Source organism: Dyadobacter endophyticus (assembly GCF_014641595.1).
Classification (GTDB): Bacteria; Bacteroidota; Bacteroidia; order Cytophagales; family Spirosomataceae; genus Dyadobacter; species Dyadobacter endophyticus.
In genome coordinates this window covers 644778-668658 of record NZ_BMIA01000002.1, presented here as the reverse complement: position 1 = coordinate 668658, position 23881 = coordinate 644778, and the positions used below count along the sequence as shown (strand labels likewise).

Annotated in this window: 21 protein-coding genes; 9 read left to right on the top strand and 12 right to left on the bottom strand. The window is 48.6% G+C overall.

The features are described from left to right. Positions 1–5 precede the first annotated feature (5 nt). Complete coding sequence (locus IEY24_RS14965) at positions 6–2108, bottom strand: alpha-galactosidase (protein ID WP_188933429.1); 2103 nt, start codon at positions 2106–2108, stop codon at positions 6–8. A 175-nt stretch (positions 2109–2283) separates the two neighbouring features. Here IEY24_RS14965 and gnd point away from each other — a divergent pair, with 175 nt between their 5' ends. The 5 genes from gnd to IEY24_RS14940 all read left to right on the top strand — a co-directional run bounded on the left by gnd (position 2284) and on the right by IEY24_RS14940 (position 7122). Beyond that, complete coding sequence (gene gnd, locus IEY24_RS14960) at positions 2284–3696, top strand: NADP-dependent phosphogluconate dehydrogenase (protein WP_188933427.1); 1413 nt, start codon at positions 2284–2286, stop codon at positions 3694–3696. A gap of 12 nt (positions 3697–3708) precedes the next feature. Then, positions 3709–5214, top strand: a complete 1506-nt coding sequence (gene zwf, locus IEY24_RS14955) for a glucose-6-phosphate dehydrogenase (RefSeq protein WP_188933425.1) — start codon at positions 3709–3711, stop codon at positions 5212–5214. Positions 5215–5217: 3 nt separating this feature from the next. Then, positions 5218–5937, top strand: coding sequence for a 6-phosphogluconolactonase (pgl, locus tag IEY24_RS14950; protein ID WP_188933423.1), 720 nt, complete (start codon positions 5218–5220; stop codon positions 5935–5937). Between the two features lie 168 nt (positions 5938–6105). Next, positions 6106–6282: a hypothetical protein gene (locus IEY24_RS14945; protein ID WP_188933416.1), complete on the top strand. Its 177-nt coding sequence runs from the start codon at positions 6106–6108 to the stop codon at positions 6280–6282. A gap of 6 nt (positions 6283–6288) precedes the next feature. Further along, complete coding sequence (locus tag IEY24_RS14940) at positions 6289–7122, top strand: SPFH domain-containing protein (protein WP_188933414.1); 834 nt, start codon at positions 6289–6291, stop codon at positions 7120–7122. Between the two features lie 38 nt (positions 7123–7160). Here IEY24_RS14940 and IEY24_RS14935 read toward each other — a convergent pair whose 3' ends face one another. From IEY24_RS14935 to IEY24_RS14895, 9 genes are all read right to left on the bottom strand, one after another. Next, positions 7161–7859 carry a hypothetical protein gene (locus IEY24_RS14935; protein WP_188933412.1) on the bottom strand — a complete coding sequence of 233 codons (699 nt, stop codon included), beginning with the start codon at positions 7857–7859 and terminating at the stop codon, positions 7161–7163. A gap of 10 nt (positions 7860–7869) precedes the next feature. After that, a complete protein-coding gene (locus IEY24_RS14930; protein WP_188933410.1) occupies positions 7870–8250 on the bottom strand; it encodes a GntR family transcriptional regulator in 381 nt (126 codons plus the stop codon). A gap of 11 nt (positions 8251–8261) precedes the next feature. Then, on the bottom strand, positions 8262–9074 hold the full coding sequence (locus IEY24_RS14925; RefSeq protein ID WP_188933408.1) for a hypothetical protein: 813 nt from the start codon (positions 9072–9074) through the stop codon (positions 8262–8264). A 105-nt stretch (positions 9075–9179) separates the two neighbouring features. Continuing rightward, a complete protein-coding gene (locus tag IEY24_RS14920; RefSeq protein WP_188933406.1) occupies positions 9180–10016 on the bottom strand; it encodes an ABC transporter ATP-binding protein in 837 nt (278 codons plus the stop codon). A 118-nt stretch (positions 10017–10134) separates the two neighbouring features. Then, positions 10135–10734 carry a nucleotidyltransferase family protein gene (locus IEY24_RS14915; RefSeq protein WP_188933404.1) on the bottom strand — a complete coding sequence of 200 codons (600 nt, stop codon included), beginning with the start codon at positions 10732–10734 and terminating at the stop codon, positions 10135–10137. Between the two features lie 6 nt (positions 10735–10740). Then, positions 10741–11934, bottom strand: a complete 1194-nt coding sequence (locus IEY24_RS14910) for an XdhC family protein (RefSeq protein WP_188933402.1) — start codon at positions 11932–11934, stop codon at positions 10741–10743. Then, the gene (locus IEY24_RS14905; protein ID WP_188933400.1) at positions 11900–13078 is read right to left on the bottom strand and encodes a cysteine desulfurase family protein; all 1179 of its coding nucleotides are present in this window, start codon (positions 13076–13078) and stop codon (positions 11900–11902) included. Before IEY24_RS14905 ends, IEY24_RS14910 begins: the two co-directional genes overlap by 35 nt. A 180-nt stretch (positions 13079–13258) precedes the next feature. Then, positions 13259–14179, bottom strand: a complete 921-nt coding sequence (locus IEY24_RS14900; protein ID WP_188933397.1) for a proton-conducting transporter transmembrane domain-containing protein — start codon at positions 14177–14179, stop codon at positions 13259–13261. An 83-nt stretch (positions 14180–14262) separates the two neighbouring features. Then, positions 14263–15828: a putative inorganic carbon transporter subunit DabA gene (locus IEY24_RS14895; RefSeq protein ID WP_188933396.1), complete on the bottom strand. Its 1566-nt coding sequence runs from the start codon at positions 15826–15828 to the stop codon at positions 14263–14265. Between the two features lie 305 nt (positions 15829–16133). Here IEY24_RS14895 and IEY24_RS14890 point away from each other — a divergent pair, with 305 nt between their 5' ends. Continuing rightward, complete coding sequence (locus IEY24_RS14890) at positions 16134–16769, top strand: peroxiredoxin (protein WP_188933394.1); 636 nt, start codon at positions 16134–16136, stop codon at positions 16767–16769. Positions 16770–16827: 58 nt separating this feature from the next. Here the strand turns inward: IEY24_RS14890 and IEY24_RS14885 are convergent, their stop codons facing one another. Further along, complete coding sequence (locus IEY24_RS14885) at positions 16828–17562, bottom strand: DUF6962 family protein (RefSeq protein WP_188933392.1); 735 nt, start codon at positions 17560–17562, stop codon at positions 16828–16830. Positions 17563–17816: 254 nt separating this feature from the next. Here IEY24_RS14885 and IEY24_RS14880 point away from each other — a divergent pair, with 254 nt between their 5' ends. Then, the gene (locus tag IEY24_RS14880) at positions 17817–20306 is read left to right on the top strand and encodes a TonB-dependent receptor (RefSeq protein WP_188933390.1); all 2490 of its coding nucleotides are present in this window, start codon (positions 17817–17819) and stop codon (positions 20304–20306) included. A 178-nt stretch (positions 20307–20484) separates the two neighbouring features. Beyond that, positions 20485–21186: an MCP four helix bundle domain-containing protein gene (locus IEY24_RS14875; RefSeq protein WP_188933388.1), complete on the top strand. Its 702-nt coding sequence runs from the start codon at positions 20485–20487 to the stop codon at positions 21184–21186. A gap of 65 nt (positions 21187–21251) precedes the next feature. Here the strand turns inward: IEY24_RS14875 and IEY24_RS14870 are convergent, their stop codons facing one another. Further along, entirely contained in the window at positions 21252–21803 is a 552-nt protein-coding gene (locus tag IEY24_RS14870) for a hypothetical protein (protein WP_188933386.1), read from the bottom strand. Positions 21804–22044: 241 nt separating this feature from the next. Between IEY24_RS14870 and htpG the strand changes: the two genes are divergently transcribed. After that, positions 22045–23874 (top strand): molecular chaperone HtpG, encoded by a 1830-nt coding sequence (htpG, locus tag IEY24_RS14865; protein ID WP_188933384.1) that lies wholly within the window; start codon positions 22045–22047, stop codon positions 23872–23874. The last annotated feature ends 7 nt before the right edge of the window (positions 23875–23881 follow it).

Below are 23881 nucleotides of genomic sequence, written 5' to 3'. Positions count from 1 at the left end.
TTTAGTCACTCCACTTTCTCAATGCCCCATACGCTGGCGTCGAACTGCTTTTCAATGGTAACTCGAATGCCTTTTTCAAGCAATTCTGTTCCACTGAAAATGCCGAGATCTTTGCCATCCTCGGGTGAAAACAGACGATAACGCCCGCCTGGCTGCGCAAGCGGAAATGCAAATGTCCGTGTGGTTTCAACAGACCCGTTTCGGAAGAAGAACAAAACGCCGCCCTGTTTCTCTTTATTGAATTTATAGACCCCGTCCCAGTTGCTCATCGTCGGCCGCTGGAAGATGTCGGATACATACGAGAAGCGCGTGAACTGATATTTTTGGTCCATCATTTTAAACCAGGTATTCCATTTTAAATACCAGGGTTTTAGCGTTTGCGGCAGTTTTCGTGAGTCGCCAACGAGAATCGGTTTGACAGAGGCCAGCGACAGAAATGTGTATTTGGAGTAAGGCGAGTCCATATACTGGTTGCCGATCAGGTTTGTAGCGACCGGGATGGCCCGCCCACGGTCGAAAGCCATTTGCCGGATGTTGATCGGGCCAACGGGAGCGTCGTCGTCGTAGTTGGTGAGCCAGTCGTAGTCGGCGTGTTCGATTAATGCATAGTCATTGATATAGTACTCTCCCCAAACCTCATAGGTACAATCTACGAGCAGGTTGGGGAATGCTTTGTGCAGATCGTCGAAGAGCTGTAATGCTTTTTCGTAAATGGCGAAATACGAGCTCTCGCGGTCTTTGTGGGCTTTACCTTCCGATTTGTAATCTCCTTTTTTTGAATAGTCGAGCACGTAAGCGGAATTGGCGATGGCCAGGTCGAGCTTTATGTAAGCAAGGTCGTTCTCACGGACGTGACGCTTTATTTTTTCCAGGATATAATCGTAATACCCCGACGCAAGCGACATGGTAACCCGGCCTTTCATTTCCTCGTGCAGGTAGGCGGGTTCGCCGTTTTTGTCGTAAATGGCCCATTCGGGATGCTCCTTGTAAAGTTTACTGTTTTTGTCCACCGATGCCAGGCCCATCCAGAGACCGGCTTTCATTCCTCTTTTCCGGATGTGGTCGGTGATTGGTTTCAAGCCATTCGGGAATCGGGTAGGGTGGGCTTCCCAATCACCGTAATTGTTTTCCCAGCCCGCATCCATAATGAACAAATCGGTGCCGGTGCCTTCGAGGCCGTCGGCGAGCTGTGTTACCAGCGTATCATTAATATTGGTATAAAAAGGCCGCCAGGTATTGTAGAATGTGAACGGGATTTCTTTTCGCTCGAAAAGCTTCACGCCCAGGCGCGTGCGAATGAAGTCGGCGAAATGGCCTTCGAAGGCATCTTCCCATTTCTGTGATTGGACGAGACAAATGAATGTTTTGGGGCTGTTAAACTTTTCTCCCGGTTCAATCCACTTTTTAAATGGATAATGGTCAGTCAGCTTGGTCATACCGATCGAAATGCGGTGGTGATCGGCGTAGATTTCTGTCTTTTTGAGAATGCTGGGCGCTTCATTACCCAGGATGAAGCCTTCTTTTGCATAATTATTGTACACAAAAATGGCTGCATCATGGTGGTCGCCGTGATAGGGCCGCCAGGCGAACCGGGAGCCGTAATTGGTGTATAATTCACTTTGCTGTGAAGAAACGGGCACTAGATTCAGTCTTTCTACTTCCAGATCGGCGATAGCAATCGCCTTTGAGCCATTGTTGGTAATGCTGATTTGCTTTCTGATAACCGGCAACTCGTCGTACACCTCATAGCTCAAATCTACTACTACATTTTCAGCGCTGTTACCCGATCGTCCCGCGAGTTGTACGACCACTTTTTGAACTCCGTCACCCGTCCTGGCCGATGTGTGTTTGATGTATTTAAATAACCCATCCGCACCGTTGCCACTTACTGCCTTACCGTTAATTGTAAAATAAAATTCTTCCGAGCCAGGGCGGCTGTAATCTTTGTTCGTCAGAAGATGTTGAAAGCGCGATGTGTGGAAAGAATTATCACTTATAGTGAATTTTCTTTCCAGGAAGCGGTTTTTAATGACAAGCGAATCTTGCGAAAACGCATTGCATGAAGCAAGGATAGCCAGAAAGGCGACCCGGATAAATTTGTAGTACATAGTAATGTGTATAGTTATTATTGACTATTTGACTAACTATTGAATAACCATAGTTAGGGTGAATTTAATAAAATATTAAGAACAATTTAAATTTTAAACAGATTATCAATCAAGATGTAAGCTGGTCTTTGAAAAACCCTGATATTGCAGCTTCTTAATTCAAGACGTTTAATCTATGTCACAGAACTTATTCGATTTTGGGATGATTGGACTGGGCGTAATGGGCCGAAACCTGTTACTGAACATGGCCGATCATGGTTTCTCTGTTATCGGTTTCGATAAGGACGAAACCAAAAATTCTGCTTTGGAATCCAGTGCCACCCCGGGCACCACTGTTAAGGGCGTTTCAGAACTAGCCCAGATGATCCAGCTGCTGCAACGTCCCCGTAAGGTGATGATGCTGGTGCCTGCCGGCCAGCCGGTCGACGATGTTATCGCATCCCTATTACCTCTTCTTGAAAAAGGCGATGTTATCATCGATGGAGGAAACTCTCATTATACAGATACGCTCCGCCGCGTGAAATACCTCCGTGAAAAGGATATTCATTTCATGGGAATTGGTGTTTCCGGTGGTGAAAAAGGCGCGCGCACAGGCCCGAGCATTATGCCCGGCGGCGACAAGGAGGCATATGCACACGTGCAGCCGATGCTGGAAGCCATTGCAGCCAAAGTGAATGGCGAACCTTGCGTAGCCTACCTAGGCAAAGAAGGTGCCGGCCATTATGTGAAAATGGTGCATAACGGTATCGAATATGCCATTATGCAGCTCATCAGCGAATCGTACGCGATCCTGAAAAAGGCCGGTTTGAGCAACCAGCAACTTCATGAAGTATTCAAGAGTTGGAATGATGGCGACCTGCAATCGTTCCTGGTGGAAATTACCGCCGATATTTTCCTGCAAAAGGACGACAAGACCGACGCGCACCTGGTTGACGTGATTTCCGACAAAGCGGGTTCGAAAGGAACCGGTAAGTGGACTTCGCAGGACTCTATGGAATTGCCTGTGGCTGTTCCCGTGATCGATTCGGCAGTGGCTATGCGTACGCTTTCAGGTTATAAGGATGAAAGAGTGGTTGCGGCTGAGCTTTATGGAGCAAGCAATGCGATTTCGGAAGAAACCCAGGTATTGATCCAGCAGGTACACGACGCATTGTACTTTGCCACTATTCTGGCCTATGCGCAAGGCCTCGCAATGCTGTTCCAGGCTTCGAAAGACCTGCAAATGGAGATCCCGCTGACGGACGTAGTGAGCGTTTGGAGAGGTGGTTGCATTATCCGTTCGTCGCTCCTCAGTGTGTTCACGAGCGCCTACAAGCAAACCCCGGAATTGTCCAATATTCTGTTGAACCAAGAGGTAGCTGCATTGGTTAAGTCTGTGGAAGGTAATACGCGGTCATTGGTCGCTTTTGCCGCCCAGTCGGGTATCCCGGCCGCTGCGTTGATGTCGTCACTGGCCTATTTCGACGCGTACAAAACAGCGTACATGCCGACGAACCTGATCCAGGCGCAACGCGATTATTTCGGCGCGCACACCTACCAACGTACCGACATCCCAGGTACTTTCCATACAGAATGGGGTCAACAATAAATCAGAAATTTTATGCAAACCAATAAACGTCCCCCTGCCTCGGTACTCTTTATTTTCGGAGGAAGCGGTGACCTGAACTACCGGAAACTCACACCCGCCCTTTATAACTTATTTTTGGATAATTGGATGCCCGATCAGTTCGCGATCGCGGGTATCGGGCGGAGTGCTTATTCCAATGAAAAATATCATGAGCATTTGCTAGACGGCGTTACGAAATTCTCGCGCCGCAAGGGTAAGCAAAATGGCCACTGGACGGATTTTACGCAGCATGTTTCCTACCTGCAAATGGACGGGGACGACGCGGCAGCGTACCACAAGATCACCGACCTGGTAAAAGAAAAAGAAGAAGAATGGGGTGTTCATCCCAACGTGATATTCTATCTCGCCGTCGCTCCTCAGCTCGTTCCTTCGATCGCTCAGAAACTGGGTGCGTTGAAGATCTGCGGCGAGAAAGGCACGACCCGTATTGTAGTTGAAAAGCCTTTCGGGCACGACCTCGAAAGTGCTCACGAGCTGAACTTGCTGCTTTCGAGCATGTTTGCTGAGGAGCAGATTTTCCGAATCGACCACTATCTGGGCAAAGAAACGGTTCAGAATATCCTTGCACTGCGTTTTGCCAATGCATTATTCGAACCGCTCTGGAACCGCAACTACATCGACCACATCCAGATCACGGCTGCCGAAGCAGTCGGTCTCGAAGGCCGCGGAGGCTATTTCGAGCACGCAGGCGCATTGCGCGACATGGTGCAGAACCACATCCTGCAAATCCTGTGTATGATTGCGATGGAGCCGCCGGTGTCGTTCGATGCTAATGAGATCCGTAATAAAAAGGTAGACGTTCTGAACGCGATCCGCCGCATTACCAAAGAACAAGTACACGATTTCGCCGTTCGCGGACAATATTCGGGTGGTTGGAAAAAGGGCGAGAAAGTGGTAGGCTACCGCCAGGAAGAAGGTGTGAACCCGCAGTCGAATATCGATACTTTCGCGGCTGTGAAGTTTTATATCGATAACTGGCGCTGGCAGGGTGTGCCGATCTACGTGAGGACCGGTAAATTCCTGAACCAGAAAGCGACCCATATTACATTGCATTTCAAACAAGCGCCACATTATGCATTCCCGCCTGAGTCTGCTGAAACCTGGCGTTCCAACCGTCTGACGATCAGCATCCAGCCGAATATGGACATCAGTATCCGTTTCCAGGCCAAACGCCCGGGACAAACGATGATGCTCGATCCGGTGGATATGACTTTCGATTACGACGCAGCAGGAGAGCACGCACCAGAGGCGTACGAAACATTGCTTTTGGACGTCATGGAAGGCGACGCGACGCTATTCATGCGTAACGACCAGGTAGATGCAGCGTGGAGAGTGATCATGCCGATCCTCGAAGCCTGGGAAAACCGCCCGCCACAGGACTTCCCGAACTATGCGCCGGATTCATGGGGACCCGATGCGGCCGATGCGCTGCTCGCCCGCGACGGACATACCTGGCTCAACCTGCCTCCAACCCCGTAAGCTATGGAGTTGCATATCGAGAAGGATACCAAAGCATTGAGTGCCAGCCTTGCTGAATGGATTAACCATTACATTCAGCAAGTGCTTGCAAAGCAGGACCGTTTCACGTTCGTACTTTCGGGCGGAAGCACACCGAAGGCATTGTACGCATTGCTGGGCGAGTCGCCTTACAAAGAGTCGATTCCATGGGAAAAGTTACATTTCTTTTGGGGCGACGAGCGCGCGGTTCCGTTTGAAGATTCAAGGAATAATGCCAAAATGTGCTACGACGAACTGCTGGATAAAGTGCCTGTAAGGGCCGAAAACATCCACATCATGCGCACGGACATTACGCCTGAGGAATCGGCAGCCGAATATGAGAAGATAGTAAAAACTTATTTCGAAGGTTCTGAAACCACTTTCGATTTCGTGTTGCTCGGAATGGGGGATGATGGTCATACATTGTCGCTTTTCCCCGGAACGGAAGTAATCCACGAGCAAAATGCGCTTGCAACCTCATTCTTCCTGCAAGCCCAGGACATGTACCGCATTACCCTCACGGCCCCGGTCGTGAATGAGGCTGCCTGCGTGGTTTTCCTCGCGGCAGGCGCAGGTAAGTCGGAGGTTCTGAAACAGGTTTTGGAAGGAGAAAAGAATGTAGACCTTTATCCTTCACAGATTATTCAGCCCGTAAAAGGGCAGTTGCATTGGTTTGTGGACGAGGCTGCGGCTGCGCTGCTGTAAGATTTATATTGTTATTCCAAATGCTGCGAAGCACGTCGATCCGTCGGCGTGCTTCGTGCTGTTTATGGGGTTTTTGACGCGTTCAACCACGCGCAGCACCATTAGATAAAATCTAACGGTCGTTCACCCGTCTGCGCATTAATTTTACACAAAACAAACCTCACCCACATGATACACATTCTGAAAATCGCGGCGGTTGTCATTGTGATAACCTACGCGCTCCGGCTCGTCAACGCCCAGTCCGATTTGCTTGTTTTTGCCGGCATAGCAATTATCGGGTTGTCTTTGTACTTTCTCAATATTGCCCTCGGACAAATCGTAAACCAATTGAAATCTAAACTGTAATTGAATATGAAGCGCAACATTATTATCGGAGTTCTGACAACCATCGTACTAATCATGGCGCTCGCCATACAACCATTTTCGTTCGAAAACATTGATGCGGGTAATGTAGGTATCCGCATTAATCTCTACGGTAGCGATAAGGGTGTCGACAACATTACCTTGGTAACTGGCCGCGTTTGGTACAATTCCTGGACGACCAAGATTGTAGAATTCCCTACTTATACGCAGAGTGTTGATTACGAGTCATTTGTGATTACGACGAAAGACGCCGCCGAATTCAAAGTCGATCCGAAACTGAACTACCACATTAACCCCGATAAAGTGCCGCAGATTTACCGCCAATACAGGAGACCGTTAGCGGAAATCCAGCAGGGTTTTATGAAAAACACCATTTATGACGCCTACCGCATCGTAGCCAACTCATTCACTTCTGACAGCGTCATGTCGAACCGTGAGGTTTTCGAAGACAGAGTTCAGAATGTTTTGACGAAAACCCTCGGCAAAGACGGTTTCGTTTACGACCAGCTGACCTCCGCCATTACCCCGCCGCCATCGCTCCGGCAAATGATCGACGAAAAGAATGCCTCCATTCAGGCACGTCTGAAAGCTGAAAACCAGGCGAAACAGGCCGAAGCAGAAGCAAAAGTTATTATCGCCCGCGCTGAGGGCCAGGCGAAAGCCACATTAATCAAAGCCCGGGCGGAAGCGGAAGCCAACCAGCTGAGACAAAAAACAATTACCCCGCTGCTCATCCAGCAAGAATGGGTCGCCAAATGGAACGGCATACTACCGACGACGAATGCCGGCGGAAGTACGAGCTTGATGCTGGGGATTAAATAGCAATAATTGTTGCGAACAAAATAATCAAAGCCCCGGGATTACCTCGGGGCTATTTTATTTCCCGTCATCATCTTTTTAAGCATGCTTCCAGGCATACTGATGTAGGCCGAGCTGTCGATTTTGGCATTAAACAGCTTGAACATATCCTTGTCTGCGCTCAATACACTACTATCTCGCACCGTAATATCAGCTCTTCCGATTTGATTGTCCTGGTCTAGTTTGAGATAGCCGTTTGCCGCCACATTAGCCGTCAGGTTATCGATTGAACTACCCGCGAAAAAGAGGCCGTCGCCTTTTTGCTGCACCGTCAGATCTCCGAATTTGAAGTTTCTGACTTTGCACCGGACGTTGTCCAAAATAATACCTTGAAGGCTAGGCGTTATCACGTAAAAGGAAGGAAGTGAGCCATAGGTACCGCCTCTTGGCCGATAACCCTGATTTACTTCTGGTGTATACGTCAATATTAAGGTGTCACCTGAGGAGTCCCATCGCAGGTACTTCGGTAGCGTGATCATTCTGATTTCGGCAACGGGTCCTTGTCGGATTTCGGTTAACCCAACGTCCTTGCCTAGCAGCTTGATGTATTGAAACGGTTTGATCGGGTGTCGTGAAAACCCATAGAACGCATCATTCTTGTCGATTTTATCAAATTGGCTTTTCAATGCCAGATTGGAAGAAAGCGTGACCAGAAAAAATAAGGACACGGTCACGATAAGCAGGATATTACTTGTTTTCATGGTCTCGGAATTATTTGGTTAACGGGTACATTTCTACGATGAATTTCTGATAGCGGTTTTGCAACTCGTCTATTCCGATGTCGAGCAGATACATAGTTTTAAAAAAATCCGGTAATTCGGTTGCCAGAAAGCGCTCTTTCCGATAGGCCAATATTTTTTCGTTCGCTTTCTCATCGGCCGAATAGCCAATTCCCCGCTTGTTGAATATGATTTCTTTGTTTTGCAGGAAGTCATAGGTTCTCATGACCGTGTTGGGGTTAACCTCCATCATAGCGGCGAGGTCCCTTACCGACGGTATGCGCTCACCGGGCGGCCATTTACCCAGTAGAATCTGCTCGCAGATGTAGTCGGCGATTTGCAGGTAGATGGCTTGTTTATCTTTAAATTCCATAAATAGCTTTGTTAAATTTCCCTTTCCTTCATCTGAAAGTAGGCGCACGCCCAAAGCATCAATGCAATGAACACGGAAAAGACTTGTAATGCCGTAAACATCTCGGGAGGAAACGTCAAGTGGTAAAACCCGGCGACATACTCGGGGGGCGACATGTCGTCTTTGGGATAGTACCATAACTTCCACCCAGTCAATGGAAAGACCGCGATCTTGGAAGGATTTGAGGCAAGACTTGTGGCAAGCATGAGGTTCATCAATGTCGTGATGCACGCAAATCCGATGAACACGGCAGCCGTTTTAATGTAGGATGACTTTTTGAAATAGATCGATCCGAGGAAAACGGCACTCTGGATGCCAAGGTAGGAATAGGTGGAGTACAGCATGAAATCTTCCGGAATGTACCTGTACTTGTCGCCATTGGGAGGAAGGCTCTTGTTGGCAAGGTCGATGATGAAATAATGGAACTGCCAGAAAAAGACCAGGAATGAAACGACAAAAAGGAGGTTGATCAACAACGAACTGAGGAATTTCTCGATCCCGGACGCGGGAAGCATTAATGCAGCAATGCCTGTATCGGAGGCAGAATATTGTGAGAATGCGGTGCTGGTATAGAGGCTTCCGCCAAGGAGCAGGATCATGATCAGCGCAAAGTAATGCAGGACCTCCCGGAAATTGCTGTATTCATCGGACATTGCGACGGGCATCATCAGGATTAGAAGGCAGAAGACCAACACGCATGCCATCAGCAAGTAATTTTTGCCCTTTTCAGCCCAATCGAGCCTTAGCATGAGGGTGAAGCGATGTATATTGAATGTCTGGTTCATAGTGAAAGAAATGGAGACGAGTGGACAGGAAGAAGTGACGGTAATATATGCCGGAGCATCAGGCCCAGCACAATGAGCAGGAGCACAATGATCAGTCTCATGGTCTTAGTGAGCAAATATCTGGCTTATCCGCGCAGGGTTTTCGATAACCGCATTAAACAAATGTTCGAGATCAACCCGGCTTTCCTCCTGTAATGAATTCTCGAAAACTGCCTTGTAACCACGTAATGAGGGTTCTGAATACAGCACACGATCGTCGTATTCAATGCTGGGCAAAATTCCGAAGTAAAGACGTTCAGAAACAGCTTCCAAACTGTGCCGGATCATGATTTTGCTGTCTTCCAAAATAATAATGGCGTCGATGAGATTGTCAAGGTCACGTACCTGGTGTGTGGAAATCAGAATTAGCCTGTCTTTGTCCAATGCGGAGGAAACCAGTTTCCGGAACTGACTCTTGGAAGGAATATCGAGCCCATTGGTAGGCTCATCCATAATGAGCACGCGGGTATTGGTGGCTAATGCGAAGGCGATTAATACCTTTTTCTTCTGGCCATAAGACATTCCGGTCAGCTTGTTACCATGTGGGATGTCTAGTTCAGCTATATAGCCTCTGAATTGCTTTTCGTCAAATTTTGGATAAAAGGGCGCCAGCATTTCCAGGTATTTTTCCACAGTCACCGATGGAAGGTAAATCTCTTCCGGAATAAAGAAGACATCCTGTAAAAAGGCAGGCTGGCGTTTTCGGGGCTCGTAGCCTGCCACTTCAATCTGGCCTTCCCGGGGAAACAATAACCCTACCATATTGCGAAGCAAGCTGGATTTGCCGGCCCCGTTTTTGCCAAGTAATCCGTAGATATGGCCGGGTTCCAGTTTCAAACTAAGATTTTCAAAAAGCTTGTTGCGTTTACTATACCCAAAAGAAACCTGGTTAAGGTGAATCATGGCTCAATTGTTTTAGTGTATTAGTTAAATAGTACACTGCAAATGTAACTGATGATTTGACATTGTCAACAGGTAGCTGAAAAAATATTTTTGAGGAAATAGAAACCAAAAGTGAGGCTTACTCGCCTGAGATGAGGCGCTTGTAATCTTCCTGCGTATCAATATCGATGCTTCCTTGTGGAAATGGGCATATCGAAACGTCGTCAGGAGAGCGTTTAAATAACTTTTTCGCTCCCTCGGCCCCTGTGAGTTGTAACAGGGCAGGGAAATAGGAAGCAGCAAAAAGAGCAGGAGTGCCCAGCGAATCACTGTATTTTGAAGCGACCATGCCTTTGGCATTTGCTTCGAAAGTGTGAATTAAGGCATTGAAAATTTCTGAGGAAACAAATGGCTGGTCACTTACGGCCAGAATTGCCCCTGTAAGTTGCGGATACCGCGATTGCAGCGCATGAATGCCGGTTTTAATGGAGGCCGACATGCCTTCCTGCCAGTCGGCATTGAATGCCAGCTTGCATGGCAGGCCTTTAAGTTCTGCTTCAATTAATTCAGAATTAGAACCTGTGACTACAATGACATTGCTGCCCACAGTCGCCAGCGCAGCTCCCGTAATGTGCCGGATCAAACTCTTGCCCTGAAATTGAAGTAACTGCTTGGGCTCACCGAGTCGCGATGAGTTGCCTGCTGCAAGGATTACAATGCCATATTCAGCGCGAGCCATAATCAGTCAAGAGACGATTGTCTGAACCGCGCAGAGAAAATCTTCCTTTTCGTCACGGGTATAATCCACTCGCTGATCGGAGCGGTTGTGAATCGGTTCCAGTTTTTCGCGAAGGGAAAACCCGGCGCGTTTACCCAATACGGCTTTAATTTCCGCCAGTACCGACAATGCGATTTCCTCCGAGGTCTCGGCGCCGATATCAAGCCCGACAGGCCCGAATACTTTCGCCTTCTGCTCATCCGTAATCACCATTCCATCGCTTTCGAGCTCCGCATACATCCGTTCGAGCTTTTTCTTCGGGCCTAGTGCACCTACATATTGACAAGCATCTACATTGAGCAGCTGTTTCAGCAATGCGAGGTCGTAATTATAATTATGCGTCATGAGTAGTACAAACGTCCGCTCATCGACGGTGACATGCTTTAAAACATCCTCAGCACGCGTTACCAGCACTTTTCCGGCTTTTGGAAATCGTTGGCGTGTAGCGTGGCCGGTGCGGCCGTCCACCACAGTAACATTCCAGCCGAGTACGCTTGCCATTTCGGTGAGGGGAATCGTATCGTTACCTGCGCCGGCAATGACGAGCGACGGCGGGGTATTGAAATACTCCACAAAGCCGGTTAGCGACTGGTCGAATGCCTTGAAAAATGAATCGCCACGCTCGTAGGCAGCCTGCGTTTCGTTCAGTAGGAGATCGTACATTTCCGGGTCGGTGCAATTACACGTCACCTGATCATCGGTTTGCAAATGCAAAAAACAGGTGCCGGGTTGTGTCCCAGCACGGGAATGCAGTGAGAACAGTGTCACCACAGCCGCATTCTGCCTTTTGGCCGAAATATTTTTCAGCAATTCCACTGGATTTTCGGCGTCATCAGCTTTAATAGGTTCAAAAAGAATGTGTACAATGCCATTGCAACCCAACTGAACGCCCAGAGTGGTATCGTTTTCGTCGGTCGTATCGTAGGTTACCAGCTTGTTTTTTTGTTGGGAGATAGCCAGTAATGCCTTCCGCAACGCATCACCTTCCAAACATCCGCCACTGATAGCACCGGTGAGCTGGCCGTCGTCGGTCACGAGCATGCGTGCGCCCGGGCGCCTGTATGAGGAGCCTTCCACATGCACGACCGTCGCGAGCGCCATGCGCTTGCCCGAGGTCAATGCCTGCTCATACGACCGGATGATGTCCGTGATCTCTTTCATGACGATGTTGTTTTACGATCTTTGAAATAACCGAAACTGCGTGATTTACATGCTCTTCCGTAGAGAACCTCCCGAAACTGAAACGGAAGGAATTATGGATGCGTTCGTCAGAAAAACCCATTGCTTTCAGTACATAACTGGGTTCGAGGGTGGCCGAGGTACAGGCCGAGCTGCGCGAAAATGCGAGGTCGCTGCCGGCCTCAAATATCAGTTTTTCGCCATCCACCTGTCCGAACGAAATATTGGTGCAATTCGGCAGCCTGCGCGCGTCCTCAGCATTGATCTCGATATCTTGCAGCACAAGCAATTCCACTTCGAATGCATTCCGGAGTGCGGCAATGCGTTTGGCTTCCCGGACCATTTCGGCACCGGCGATCTCGCAGGCCCAGCCGAGTCCAACGATGCCGGGGACATTCAATGTGCCGCTTCGCATGTTCCGTTCATGGCCGCCGCCATCCATTTGCGCGGTTAAGGTCACGGTGGGATTCTTTTTGCGCACATACAATGCCCCTACGCCTTTGGGACCGTAAATCTTGTGCGCACTCAACGCCAGCAAATCTATGCCGTCATTCTGGACATTCAACGGAATTTTGCCGACAGCCTGCGTGGCGTCCGACAGGAACGCGATATGGTTTTTTTTCGCGATGGCCGCTATTTCGCGGATAGGCTGGATCACCCCGGTTTCATTGTTGGCGTACATGACCGCAATGAGAATGGTATTGGCCGTAATGGCATTTTCGAGATCTGTAAGGCTGATCTGCCCGCTGGTGTTGACGGGTAAATAGGTGACGTTGCCGCCGAGACGTTCGATATGCTTGCACGTATCGAGCACCGCTTTGTGCTCGGTGCATACGGTGATGATATGCTTCTCCTGTTGGTCCGAATTTTCAAAAACACCTTTAATAGCCAGGTTCACAGCTTCGGTAGCACCCGATGTAAACACAATCTCCTGCGGGTGCGCACCTATGAGGCCGGCAATTTGCTCGCGGGCCATATCTGCCGACTCTTCCGCTTCCCAGCCATAGGAATGTGTCCGGCTCGCGGCATTCCCGAACTTGTCCGAAAAATAGGGGAGCATCTCCTGCAAGACCCTTGGGTCCACAGGGGTAGTCGCATTATTATCCAGGTAGACGGGCAGTTTCAAGGGGGGAAAGGTTGGTTTTAATCTAAAAAAGCAAAACACGCAGGCTTAGTTCAAAATAAACAAAAAACCATCTCATTTTAAACATGAGATGGTTTCCGAAACTTAAACGAACAGGTTAACTATAATTATGAAAATTGGTATTCAGTTTACTGATCTGGTTGTTGGTTAACATCGATAAGGTCATTGCCGCAGGTATCTCGACAAGCGCGAATACAAGCCCCATTCCTTTGTATAGAGCATATAAACAGTGTATTTCAGCTTTTTAGGAAGCCGGTCTTCCCAGGTTTTGTTATTTGAAACAATTCGTTCCCCGACTATCGGGCCAACCAGTGGAGGCGGAACCAGTAGCCGGTACGCATTCAGAAATGCATTTGCTGCGATGTGCATGAGTGCCAGGTTCTTAAATCCGGCGGCTACTTCGATAAAAATGAGTCCGGTATGAGCCATTGAAATATAAGCAATGCGTCGCTTTACCGATGATTGCGCCCTGGCAAAGCCAGCCGCCATTGCAGCCCCTGCCAACCCGAGTAATGCGATGAGCACACGGACGGAGACCTGGTGTTCCCAAAACGGAGAAGTCCGCAGCAAGAGGAACACACCCATTTGGGCCGTGAGTGTGGTAAGTAGAATAGCGCTCGCAGTGGAAGCATTTTCCAGTGCCTGGGGCAGCCACGAAAAGAACGGCAGCTGCGACGATTGCATGGAGGCCGTTGCCACCAACAGGAACGATACGAGCGACGTGTTTTCCCGCCACAGGTGGTGGCTTGCCCACATGGCAAGGAGCAAGCCCACATCACCCAAGCGATATATAAAGAAGGCTTTCGCCGAAATGCCGCGCGTTGATTCCCGGTGGAGGATGATGAGCAGAAATGAAGCTATCCCCATGACCTCCCAGCCGAGCAGTAATGTTTTCAAACCACCTGAAAAAATGGTTAGCCCGTAACCGGTACAAAAAAACACAACCGTGCACACGAAGCGGGGCCACTGCTTGTGCCCGCGCAATGTTCTGTGGCCATTCCAGACGGCCAGGAGCGTCATCGCGAACCCTGTTGTCAGGTAGGCTAGCGTCAAACCGTCAAAATGGAAATCACTCCAAAACATATACTCATTTAAAAAAGCTATCGACAACCGGTATCAATCAGTAATGCGGCTTCACCAATCACCAGCCACCGATAGCGAATATTTTAATGGACGGCATCTTCAATGACGATCCGGGGGGCGGACTTATAAGTAATCATTTTCCTGTTTTTCAAAACCCGGAGTTCACGGGAGACAGGATCGATCACTACGAGGTGTACCCACTCATTCAGCAGCCATAGTGCGATGGATCGCCGCCCGACGGATCGCCGCCCGACGCACGTCGATTGCACGGCCAGCCGGTCTATCACCTCCAATACCGTTTCGGGGAACTGTTCAACGACACACAACAGGCGCATGGGTTCGAAATCTTTGGTTAGCCCGGCGGGCAAGGGCGCCTGTAAATCGCCCCGGGCAGTGTCGGCCAGCCCCAACAACCCGATCATCTGATCGGTCAAAATATCGTCCATTCCCGCCAGGCCGGTCCGTGCAAAGAAGCATTCAAGATTAGCGACTCCGAGTGAGGGTACCACTGCTTCCAGTATCTCTTCCAGCATTTCACCGTTCGGATCGAGCGAAAAATCGTAGCCGTGCCTGAATGCACGGTGTTCTGCCGTAACGCTCCGGAGTAGCGATGGCTGGCCGATGATGCATAACGAATCCACCGCATTGGCGAACGTTGTTTCCGTGACCCGCGTACCGGTTTGATTCCGGGTATTTTGCGGATCCTGGCGCAATTCAGCCAAAATCGCTTCATAATAACTCCATTCAACCGCTTCCTGCCAAATGGCGAGTACTTCACTCTTTTCGCCGACCGGAACTGGCGCAAACAAATCCTCGGGAGGTGCCGGTAGCCGGTAAGACAGGGGCTCCCAATGCCTGCCCAGGCGATCATCCAGGACATCGATTTCGAGCAGCAATTCGAACACGATCAGCTCGCGCAGGGTAATATTGCTGCCATTGGGTGAAATTTCCCGGCCGATTTCCAGTGTCGCTACCAGTCCGGACCAGCCGCGGTGGGCAAATTGCTGGTCGAAAAGGTATTGTTTGAAAAGCATTTCGTCCCCGACAATGACCGTCAGCAGATCGTTGATAGAAGAGCTCGCTTGCAAAAGCAGGTTCCGCGCCCGGGGCGTATTGAATGCGCTGACAAAGCTGTTCGATTCCACTTCGCGCATGGAATCGAGAAAGCCTTTTCCGCGTACCGGAAATTTCCAATCCGAAACACCGTGGTCGAGATAGTTGCCTAGAATCCGGAACAGTCTCGGATGGACACGTGCATCCAGGTCGGTTTTGTATTGCTTTTGCCAGTTAGCCCTCAGTTTGCCGATCTTTGACGGGGATTCGGCGGCGGCCGGAAATTTCTTCATCAGCACCTTGTCCTGCCATTCAAATGTATTGGCAGCGCCTTTTTTTTCGACCAGCACTTTTTCCAGGACACCTGGTTTCACCCTTTTGGAATTGTAAAGCGAACGGTATTCTTCCAAAGAGAGCGTAGTACGGTAGCCCAGCATTTCGGACGCGTGCCGCAGCGCGTCATCAAAGGTTTGCTCCTGAAACCCTTCCAATGGGTTTCGATAGGTAAATGTCTTTCCCGGTGACAACGCCGGCAAAAACTGCTTCAACTCATGCAGTACCGCTTGTTCGTCGAAAGAGTTGTTCCGGGCTGTCATGTGCAGAAGCTGATAGCGTTTTACAAAGTCCTTTTACCGACCGGCCGGGGACGTGAGCCACCTCCGGTTTTCGTTTCTCAAAGGAGCCAAACAGCAATTAAAACGCAATTAAACAAGCCTTAAAAAGCGGTTAAAATTAGTTAAAATGAAGATTATCAGCTGGTAATGTAGTTCGGTGATGGGCGCCTTGCCGTTGGATTTATTAATCGAGGAAATGGGGCATTAAATGAAACTATTTCTTTAATTTTGTGTTCTACTCTACAATGTTAGTAGATTAATGTTTCATTCTTTAAACCTTCACCATTATGTCACTTCGACTAGGAGATATCGCACCGGACTTTGAAGCAAATACCACTCAGGGACCTATTAAATTCCACGAATGGCTGGGAGATAGCTGGGGATTGCTGTTCTCTCACCCCGCTGACTTTACTCCCGTTTGTACAACCGAATTGGGTAAAACGGCCCTTTTGAAAGGTGAGTTTGAGAAACGCAATGTGAAAGTACTCGCCGTGAGCGTCGACGACCTGGATTCGCACCAACGCTGGATCCCGGATATCAATGAAGTAAACAATACCGAAGTGAACTTCCCGATTATCGCCGACGAAGGCCGCCAGGTAGCTCAGCTGTACGATATGATCCACCCGAATGCGAGTGAAAAAGCGACAGTACGCTCTGTATTTGTGATCGGTCCCGACAAGAAGGTGAAGCTCACGCTCACTTATCCTGCGTCGACAGGCCGTAACTTTAACGAAATCCTCCGCGTGGTGGATTCGCTCCAACTGACAGCCAACTATTCCGTAGCAACGCCGGCCGACTGGAAAGACGGTGAAGACGTCATCGTTGTGCCCGCAGTGAGCACCGAAGACGCGCAAAAGAAGTTTACCAAAGGGTTGAATATCGTGAAGCCGTACCTGCGCTACACGCCGCAGCCGAATAAGTAAGTTTTTTCGGTTGCATGAAAAAGCGGATGCCTCTTATCGGGACATCCGCTTTTTTTATTTAACTGCCGCTTTCGCTTTCAATGACCTCCTCCGGCACAATCTTCTCTTCGCCATAGTAAATCATATGCCGAGCGCCCTGGTAATAGAACCAGATAGAGAGCGACATCGGGATGTGGGCAATGTCATTATAATTGAACCAATCGCCGAAGCTGAATTTCAATGCATGGAAGCCGGCGGCTATCGCGCCCATGAGCGTAGCGAGGAAGATATTTTTGCTTCCGGGATCCTTTTTCTTTTTGTAAACATAGAGTTCGATCATGAAGAGCATCAGAAAAAGCCCGTAGAATGCATGAACTTCCACAATCCTGAAATCGAGGGTAATGAAAGTGAGTACAAAAAATACGGTAAGCTCTACATAGTTCAGCCAGCCCAGAATAAGACCATTGCGCTGATGCAGCAGCGGTTTGATATGCCATATTGCCGCGCGTTCAAACAATGCGACGGCGATCATGCTTGCAAACCAGCCCGGGATCTTACCGACTTTGCCGGTCATGTACAGAAAACCGTGTCCCAGAATTCCGCCAATGGCCGTTGCGATAGCCATAAAAAGGAAGAAATACTGGATTTGCTTATACATCCGGTGCGCGCGGCCCAGTTTGTTGAGGTGAAAAAAGGCGTAAATGCACACCGCGGTCATCATCAGGCTCGACAGTACCGTCGAGGGCTCCATAATGGGTATTCCGAATAAATTTATCTGGTGGACTTTGCTAAAATCTATAACAGCTTCATTCATGAACGGACGAGTAAGTTAGCGCAAACGGGATCTCACCGGTTTGCATTCGAGTCTCAAAAGTACGCTTATCTTCCCTCCCCACCAAAATTGTACCACTTGCCTGTTTTCAGGTTGGTACCTTCAAAGTGCCGATTCGCAGATGAATTCGGGGGAGCTATCTATTATCAAATAATAAATGCACAGCATGTATTTCATTTGTATTGAGAATTGTATTTAAGTAGGACAGCAGCGAGAGCGCCCTCTTTGATTAACTTATGGAAACCATGAAGAATCCCTTACTATCAGTCGTCAGATTCGCCGTTTTGACGCTTTTCCTGGCCATCGCGGCCAACCATTCCATTGCACAAGCGCCTGTGCAGGGAGACTCTAAAATTTCAGGAATTGTACTGGATTCAGCCGCCGCGAGAGGCGTCGAGTTCGCCAGTATTGCATTATTCAATGTAGCTGATAACAAAGCGATTGACGGTACCACCGCCGACGAGAGTGGTAAATTTGCCATCGTGAAAGTGGCGCCAGGCACCTACAAGTTGATGATCTCCTTTATCGGCTACAAAGACAAGGCTGTGAGTGTGAAAGTGGAGAAGGGCAAAGATGTCGTACTGGGGGCAATTCAGCTTGCTTCGAGCGTGCAAAATTTGGCGGAGGTTACCATTACCGGCGAAAAGTCGCTGGTGGAGGAGAAGGTAGACAGGCTGGTATTCAATGCGGAGAAAGACATTACTTCCAAAGGCGGCGACGCATCGGACCTGCTGCGCAAAGTGCCGATGCTCTCGGTGGACCTCGATGGCAACGTATCGTTACGCGGAAGCTCGAATATTAGGGTTTTGATCAACAACAAACCTTCTACGATTATCGCGGCCAACGTGGCGGACGCCTTGAAGCAGATTCCGGCAGATATGATCAAATCCGTGGAGGTGATCACTTCGCCATCGGCTAAATACGACGCCGAAGGCTCGGGGGGAATCATTAATATCATTACCAAAAAGAATAACCTGCAAGGCCTGACGCTGAATATCGATTCGGGAGTGGGGAACCGCGGTTCGAACCTCGGATTGAACGGAAGCTACCGTAAAGGCAAAATGGGTTTCACGCTCGGTGGTTTCGGTCGCGCGTTCTATAACAAAGCCACATCGGTGCTGGATCAGACGACGTATTCGGGTGGAAGTTCGTTCCTTACTAACCAAAGCTCGACCGCCAAAGATCGCGGCTTGTTCGGACAGTATTCATTGGGCTGGGATTATGATTTGGGTAAAAATCAGGCGCTTTCGGCCGGACTGCGCTATGGAACGCGGAATTTTATCCAAAAACAGGATCTGACCATTAACCAATACGAAAACAGCGTTTTGAATAACAGTTCATTGCGCAAGGTCGACCGCAAGGATCTCTCCGGAACTGTGGATTTCAATATCGATTACATCCGCACCTTCAAACCGCAGCAAGAGTGGAGTATTTCGACATTGTACAGCCGCACGGGGCTGACAAACAACTTCAATACCGATCTCCTGAATGAATCCGGCGCGGTAAACAGCAAGTTGAAAAACGAAAACAAAAACGAGAACTCGGAATTGACCCTCCAAACCGATTACCAGACGCCCCTGGGCAAGAACCAATTGATTGAATTCGGTGCGAAAGGTATTTTCAGGACGGTAAATAGTGATTTTAAATACCTTACGGCTGGCGAGTCGGGTGATTTTGTGCTGAGTACAACCAATCCGGCAGGAGCATTGAACTATAAACAGAACGTGGCGGCGGGTTATCTGTCCTACACCCTTTCTACCAAAAACAAATACACGTTCAAACTCGGAACGCGTTACGAATACACGGGCATTACCGCGGATATGGGAGAAAATAAGCCCATCGACATCCCGGCTTACGGAAACCTGGTGCCAAGCATCAACGTTTCGAAGGCGCTTTCGGGAAGTACTACTTTAAAAGCAGCATATAACCGCCGCATTCAGCGCCCGGGTATCCAGCAGCTCAACCCGAACGTGAACCTGTCGAACCCGCAGAGCATCAGCACGGGTAACCCGGCACTGAGCCCTGAGTTGACAGATAATTTCGAGGTTGCATTGAGCACCAATATCAAGAAGACTTACATTAATGCATCGGTTTTCACCCGCCAGACCAACAATTCGATCACACAAGTGAGAATGGCGGTGGATACATTGCAAGGTGCCATTGTTACGACTTACGAAAACATCGGTAAACAGAGAGCCTACGGGGCGAACATCTTCGCGAACGTATACCTGACGCCGAAATGGACACTGAACGGTAGCATCGACATTCTCCATTCGTACCTCGAAGGGCAAACTACCGGCCTCGACGGTACTTCGCAAGCAATGAGCAATTCCGGTTTTAACTATGGTGGCCGCTTAATGTCGCAGATTTCGCTGCAAAATGGCTGGGGATTGCAGGCATTCGGTTTTTACCGGGGTAAGGAGATTCAATTGCAGGGCACACGCACCGGTTTCTACATATATTCATTAGGGTTCAAGAAGGATTTTGCCAACAAAAAGGGCAGCATCGGTTTCGGAGCGGAAAACTTCCTGACCAAGGGCGTACGATTCACGTCGGACCTGACTTCGCCGCAATTCGTGCAGACCGGGGCAACGCAACTTTACAACCGCAATTTCAAGGTGACATTCAGCTATTCGATCGGAAAGATGAGTTTCAATGCGCCGAAGAAGAAAACGAAGTCGGTTAACAATACGGATGTTGTAGGAGGCGGCGGTCAGCAGAACTAGTTGGGTCAACTATTGCCGCCGAGCGCAGAGACATTTGTCTCTGCGCTTTTTTTGTGTGTACATTGCAAAACAGATATTACACAGCATACTTTTTCGTTAATATAGAAAGATATTTTTGTATTTTGTAAATACAATGATACCTTGGGAAAGTTAATTTTCAATTCATGAAGTCGTTGCCATGAAGTGGTCATTTGTTATTCAGCAGAAGTTCAAAGCTGCGGTTTTGTTGGGAGGGATCATGGCATTGATCGTTGGAGCTACATTGATTTCCCGCTATAATGTGGAGGGGATCGACGAGTCGTTTTCGTCTATTTACAAGGATCGCCTGGTTCCGGCGACAACTATCCTGTATTTAACCGAGAACCTGTACCGCAAGCGCCTGTCGCTGGAAAACCATCTTTACTCGGATGCGCAGCAGTCGCCCGAGCATGTGAAGGCGCAGCTACGCGCACACGATCGGAGTATCGATTCGCTGATCCGGTTGTTTGAAAAGACTTATCTGGTGGATGAGGAGGCAAAAAGCCTGCATGGATTCAAGAATCAGATCAGCAATTATGCGAAGCTGGAAAATCAGGTGCTTGCGTTGTGTGTGGCCGGATCGTTTGCGGAGGCAAAACAGTTGTTTTCTGCGCCTGGCGGAGCAACATTCGAAAGTACGATTTTGAATCTGAACGAACTGGCTGCAATCCAGTCGACGATCGGTAAGGACCTGGTGAGAGCGTCGAAAGTAAATGTGGCGAGCTTTGGTATAATCTCGTTTTTGCAAATCTCCCTCGCCATAGTCACGGGGTTAGTAGTGATTGTTCTGATCCGCAATTCGCAGATCGTGCAGAAGCCCCGGGCGAATAGTAAGAAAAGCCAATATTTTAACCTAAACTGATAAGGAACATTTCAAAAATAAAAGGTCGGGGTTTCCCGACCTTTTATTTTTGAAATGTAAGCGGATTATTGATTCACTTTACGTCCTTTCAATGTCTCTCTCTGGTTTTTCACCTGTTTCAACAAATCCTTCTTTACAAACAGGCGAGCACCATTACCGCTTTGCAGGTCGAAAGTACGCTCTTTGTAATCGAATTTGTTATTGGGAAGCACGTCGAGGAAGTAGTTCTGCCCGCTCAGGTTGAACTTCATTCCCTTGGTATCCTGCTGCGTATCGTCCCAGGAAACGTTGATAGTCCCGTCGCCGGTCTTCAAGGCGACACCCGGAGTAAATGGCAGCACGTTGATCGTCTGAATGCTTTTCCCGTTGCTCATGGTGATCTGTCCTTCGGGATTTACCTTAATATCGTTCGGGTCGGTCACTTCACGACGGATGTTGATCGACTTGTCGTTGAAAAACTGAACTTTCGTAAGGGAAATATTGGCAGCTTCCAGGTCGCGACGGAGGTCTTCGGTAAAAACGGTGTAATTCGAGAGAGGAACGGAGTTCATCGTGGTGCAGGCGGAGAACCCGCTGAAAAAGAATACTCCTACAAAAATTTTTTTAATCAGATTCATGTCAGAAATTGGTGTTCGGCGGAACTGGTTTGGTGATTTTAGTTGAGTTGGATACCGGTCGCAATATTAGTAAAAAAGCCTTTCAGATACCAGCCGATTAAGCTTTCGTACCACCTGGTAGCGTTATACTGACAATGTGTCAGCCGGTAAGCGTTTTGATTGTAATTGGAACGCATATTTGTGCCTCGTATTGCAAAGTGAAATTACATTCTTAAAATATAAAACAAACGATAGCATAACTATGGAATCAGTGATTCAGGAAAAAGGGAATTTGAGCATTCACACAGAGAATATCTTTCCGATTATCAAGAAATTCCTTTATTCGGACCACGAAATCTTTCTTAGGGAACTCGTTTCCAACGCGGTCGACGCGTCACAAAAGATCAAAAAGCTGGCTTCGTACGGCGAATACAACGGGGAGTTGGGCGATCTTAAAGTAATTGTCAAATTGGACAAAGATGCCAAAACGATCACAATCAGTGACAATGGTATCGGTATGACAGCCGACGAAATCAAAAAGTACATTAACCAGATCGCATTTTCGGGTGCTACCGAGTTCGTAGAGCAATATAAGGACAAAGGCGAGGGCGACAAAGGCATTATCGGTCACTTCGGTCTGGGTTTCTACTCGGCTTATATGGTGGCTCAGAATGTAGAGATCATTACCAAATCATACCGCGAAGGTTCGGAGCCTGTTCGCTGGGAATGCGATGGTTCGACAGAGTTCGAAATTTCATCCATAGAAAAGGAAGAGCGCGGAACGGACATTATCCTGCACATCGCCGAGGATTCAGAAGAATTCCTCGATGAGCACCGTCTGCGGGGAATTCTGGAAAAGTACGGCAAATTCCTGCCGATCGAAATCGAGTTCGAAGACAAGGTTATTAACAACCCAAGCCCGATCTGGACCAAAAACCCGTCGGACCTGAAAGATGAAGATTACCTGGCGTTCTACAAAGAACTTTACCCATTCGGAGAGGACCCGCTTTTCTGGATCCATTTGAATGTGGATTATCCGTTCAACCTGACGGGCGTTCTGTATTTCCCGAAATTACGTAACGATTTCTCAGGACAACGTGAGAAAATCCAGCTTTACAGCCGCCAGGTGTTTATTACCGACGAAGTGAAAGACATCGTTCCCGACTTCCTGCAACTGCTGCACGGGGTGATCGACTCGCCGGATATCCCGTTGAACGTATCGCGCAGCTACCTGCAAGCGGACGGCAATGTGAAGAAAATTAACGGCTACATTACCCGGAAAGTGGCTGATAAACTGCTCGAAATCTTCAAAAACGACCGGGAAGGATTTGAAAAGAAATTCGATGATATTGGCCTGTTTGTGAAATACGGCATTATCAGCGATGACAAATTCTATGAAAAAGCGAAGGATTTCTGTCTGTTGAAAAACACAGAGGGTAAGTATTTCACATTCGAAGAGTACCGCGAACATATTAAGGAAAACCAGACCGACAAGAACGATTCACTTGTTTGGCTGTACACCACCGACGAGAAAAAGCAGGATGCATTCATCCAATCGGCTAAAAAGCGCAGCTACGACGTGCTCGTCCTGAATACCGTGATCGATTCACACTTTATCAACGCGTTGGAGCAGAAGCTGGAAAAGATCAGTATCAAACGTGTCGACGCGGATACATTAGATAAGCTGGTTGAAAAAGAAGTGAAGCTGGAAAGCATTCTATCTTCCGACGATCAGGACAAAGTGAAGAAAGTTTTCGAAGGCGTTTCGGAAAGCAAGACGGCGCACATTCAGGTGGAAGCAATGCCAGTCGACGAACTGCCGGTGGTGATCACGTTTCCGGAATTCATGCGCCGGATGACCGACATGCAAGCCTCGTCCGGGCAGCGGTCAATGTTTGGCGATATGCCTTTGATGTACACGGTTTCGCTCAATTCCAACCACCCGCTGATCGGAAAGATCGCCGGTTCGGAAAATGAAGAGGAGCAAGCGTCGCTGGCGAAGCAACTTTATGATCTTGCATTGCTTTCGCAGGGAATGCTGTCAGGGAATGATCTGACAAGTTTTATTCAGCGAACAGTGAACACGCTTTAATGTAGTG

Coding starts and splice junctions, on each gene's coding strand:
- IEY24_RS14965 (WP_188933429.1), bottom strand. CDS start 2,108: ATGTACTACAAATTTATCCGGGTCGCCTTTCTGGCTATCCTTGCTTCA.
- gnd (WP_188933427.1), top strand. CDS start 2,284: ATGTCACAGAACTTATTCGATTTTGGGATGATTGGACTGGGCGTAATG.
- zwf (WP_188933425.1), top strand. CDS start 3,709: ATGCAAACCAATAAACGTCCCCCTGCCTCGGTACTCTTTATTTTCGGA.
- pgl (WP_188933423.1), top strand. CDS start 5,218: ATGGAGTTGCATATCGAGAAGGATACCAAAGCATTGAGTGCCAGCCTT.
- IEY24_RS14945 (WP_188933416.1), top strand. CDS start 6,106: ATGATACACATTCTGAAAATCGCGGCGGTTGTCATTGTGATAACCTAC.
- IEY24_RS14940 (WP_188933414.1), top strand. CDS start 6,289: ATGAAGCGCAACATTATTATCGGAGTTCTGACAACCATCGTACTAATC.
- IEY24_RS14935 (WP_188933412.1), bottom strand. CDS start 7,859: ATGAAAACAAGTAATATCCTGCTTATCGTGACCGTGTCCTTATTTTTT.
- IEY24_RS14930 (WP_188933410.1), bottom strand. CDS start 8,250: ATGGAATTTAAAGATAAACAAGCCATCTACCTGCAAATCGCCGACTAC.
- IEY24_RS14925 (WP_188933408.1), bottom strand. CDS start 9,074: ATGAACCAGACATTCAATATACATCGCTTCACCCTCATGCTAAGGCTC.
- IEY24_RS14920 (WP_188933406.1), bottom strand. CDS start 10,016: ATGATTCACCTTAACCAGGTTTCTTTTGGGTATAGTAAACGCAACAAG.
- IEY24_RS14915 (WP_188933404.1), bottom strand. CDS start 10,734: ATGGCTCGCGCTGAATATGGCATTGTAATCCTTGCAGCAGGCAACTCA.
- IEY24_RS14910 (WP_188933402.1), bottom strand. CDS start 11,934: ATGAAAGAGATCACGGACATCATCCGGTCGTATGAGCAGGCATTGACC.
- IEY24_RS14900 (WP_188933397.1), bottom strand. CDS start 14,179: ATGTTTTGGAGTGATTTCCATTTTGACGGTTTGACGCTAGCCTACCTG.
- IEY24_RS14895 (WP_188933396.1), bottom strand. CDS start 15,828: ATGACAGCCCGGAACAACTCTTTCGACGAACAAGCGGTACTGCATGAG.
- IEY24_RS14890 (WP_188933394.1), top strand. CDS start 16,134: ATGTCACTTCGACTAGGAGATATCGCACCGGACTTTGAAGCAAATACC.
- IEY24_RS14885 (WP_188933392.1), bottom strand. CDS start 17,562: ATGAATGAAGCTGTTATAGATTTTAGCAAAGTCCACCAGATAAATTTA.
- IEY24_RS14880 (WP_188933390.1), top strand. CDS start 17,817: ATGGAAACCATGAAGAATCCCTTACTATCAGTCGTCAGATTCGCCGTT.
- IEY24_RS14875 (WP_188933388.1), top strand. CDS start 20,485: ATGAAGTGGTCATTTGTTATTCAGCAGAAGTTCAAAGCTGCGGTTTTG.
- IEY24_RS14870 (WP_188933386.1), bottom strand. CDS start 21,803: ATGAATCTGATTAAAAAAATTTTTGTAGGAGTATTCTTTTTCAGCGGG.
- htpG (WP_188933384.1), top strand. CDS start 22,045: ATGGAATCAGTGATTCAGGAAAAAGGGAATTTGAGCATTCACACAGAG.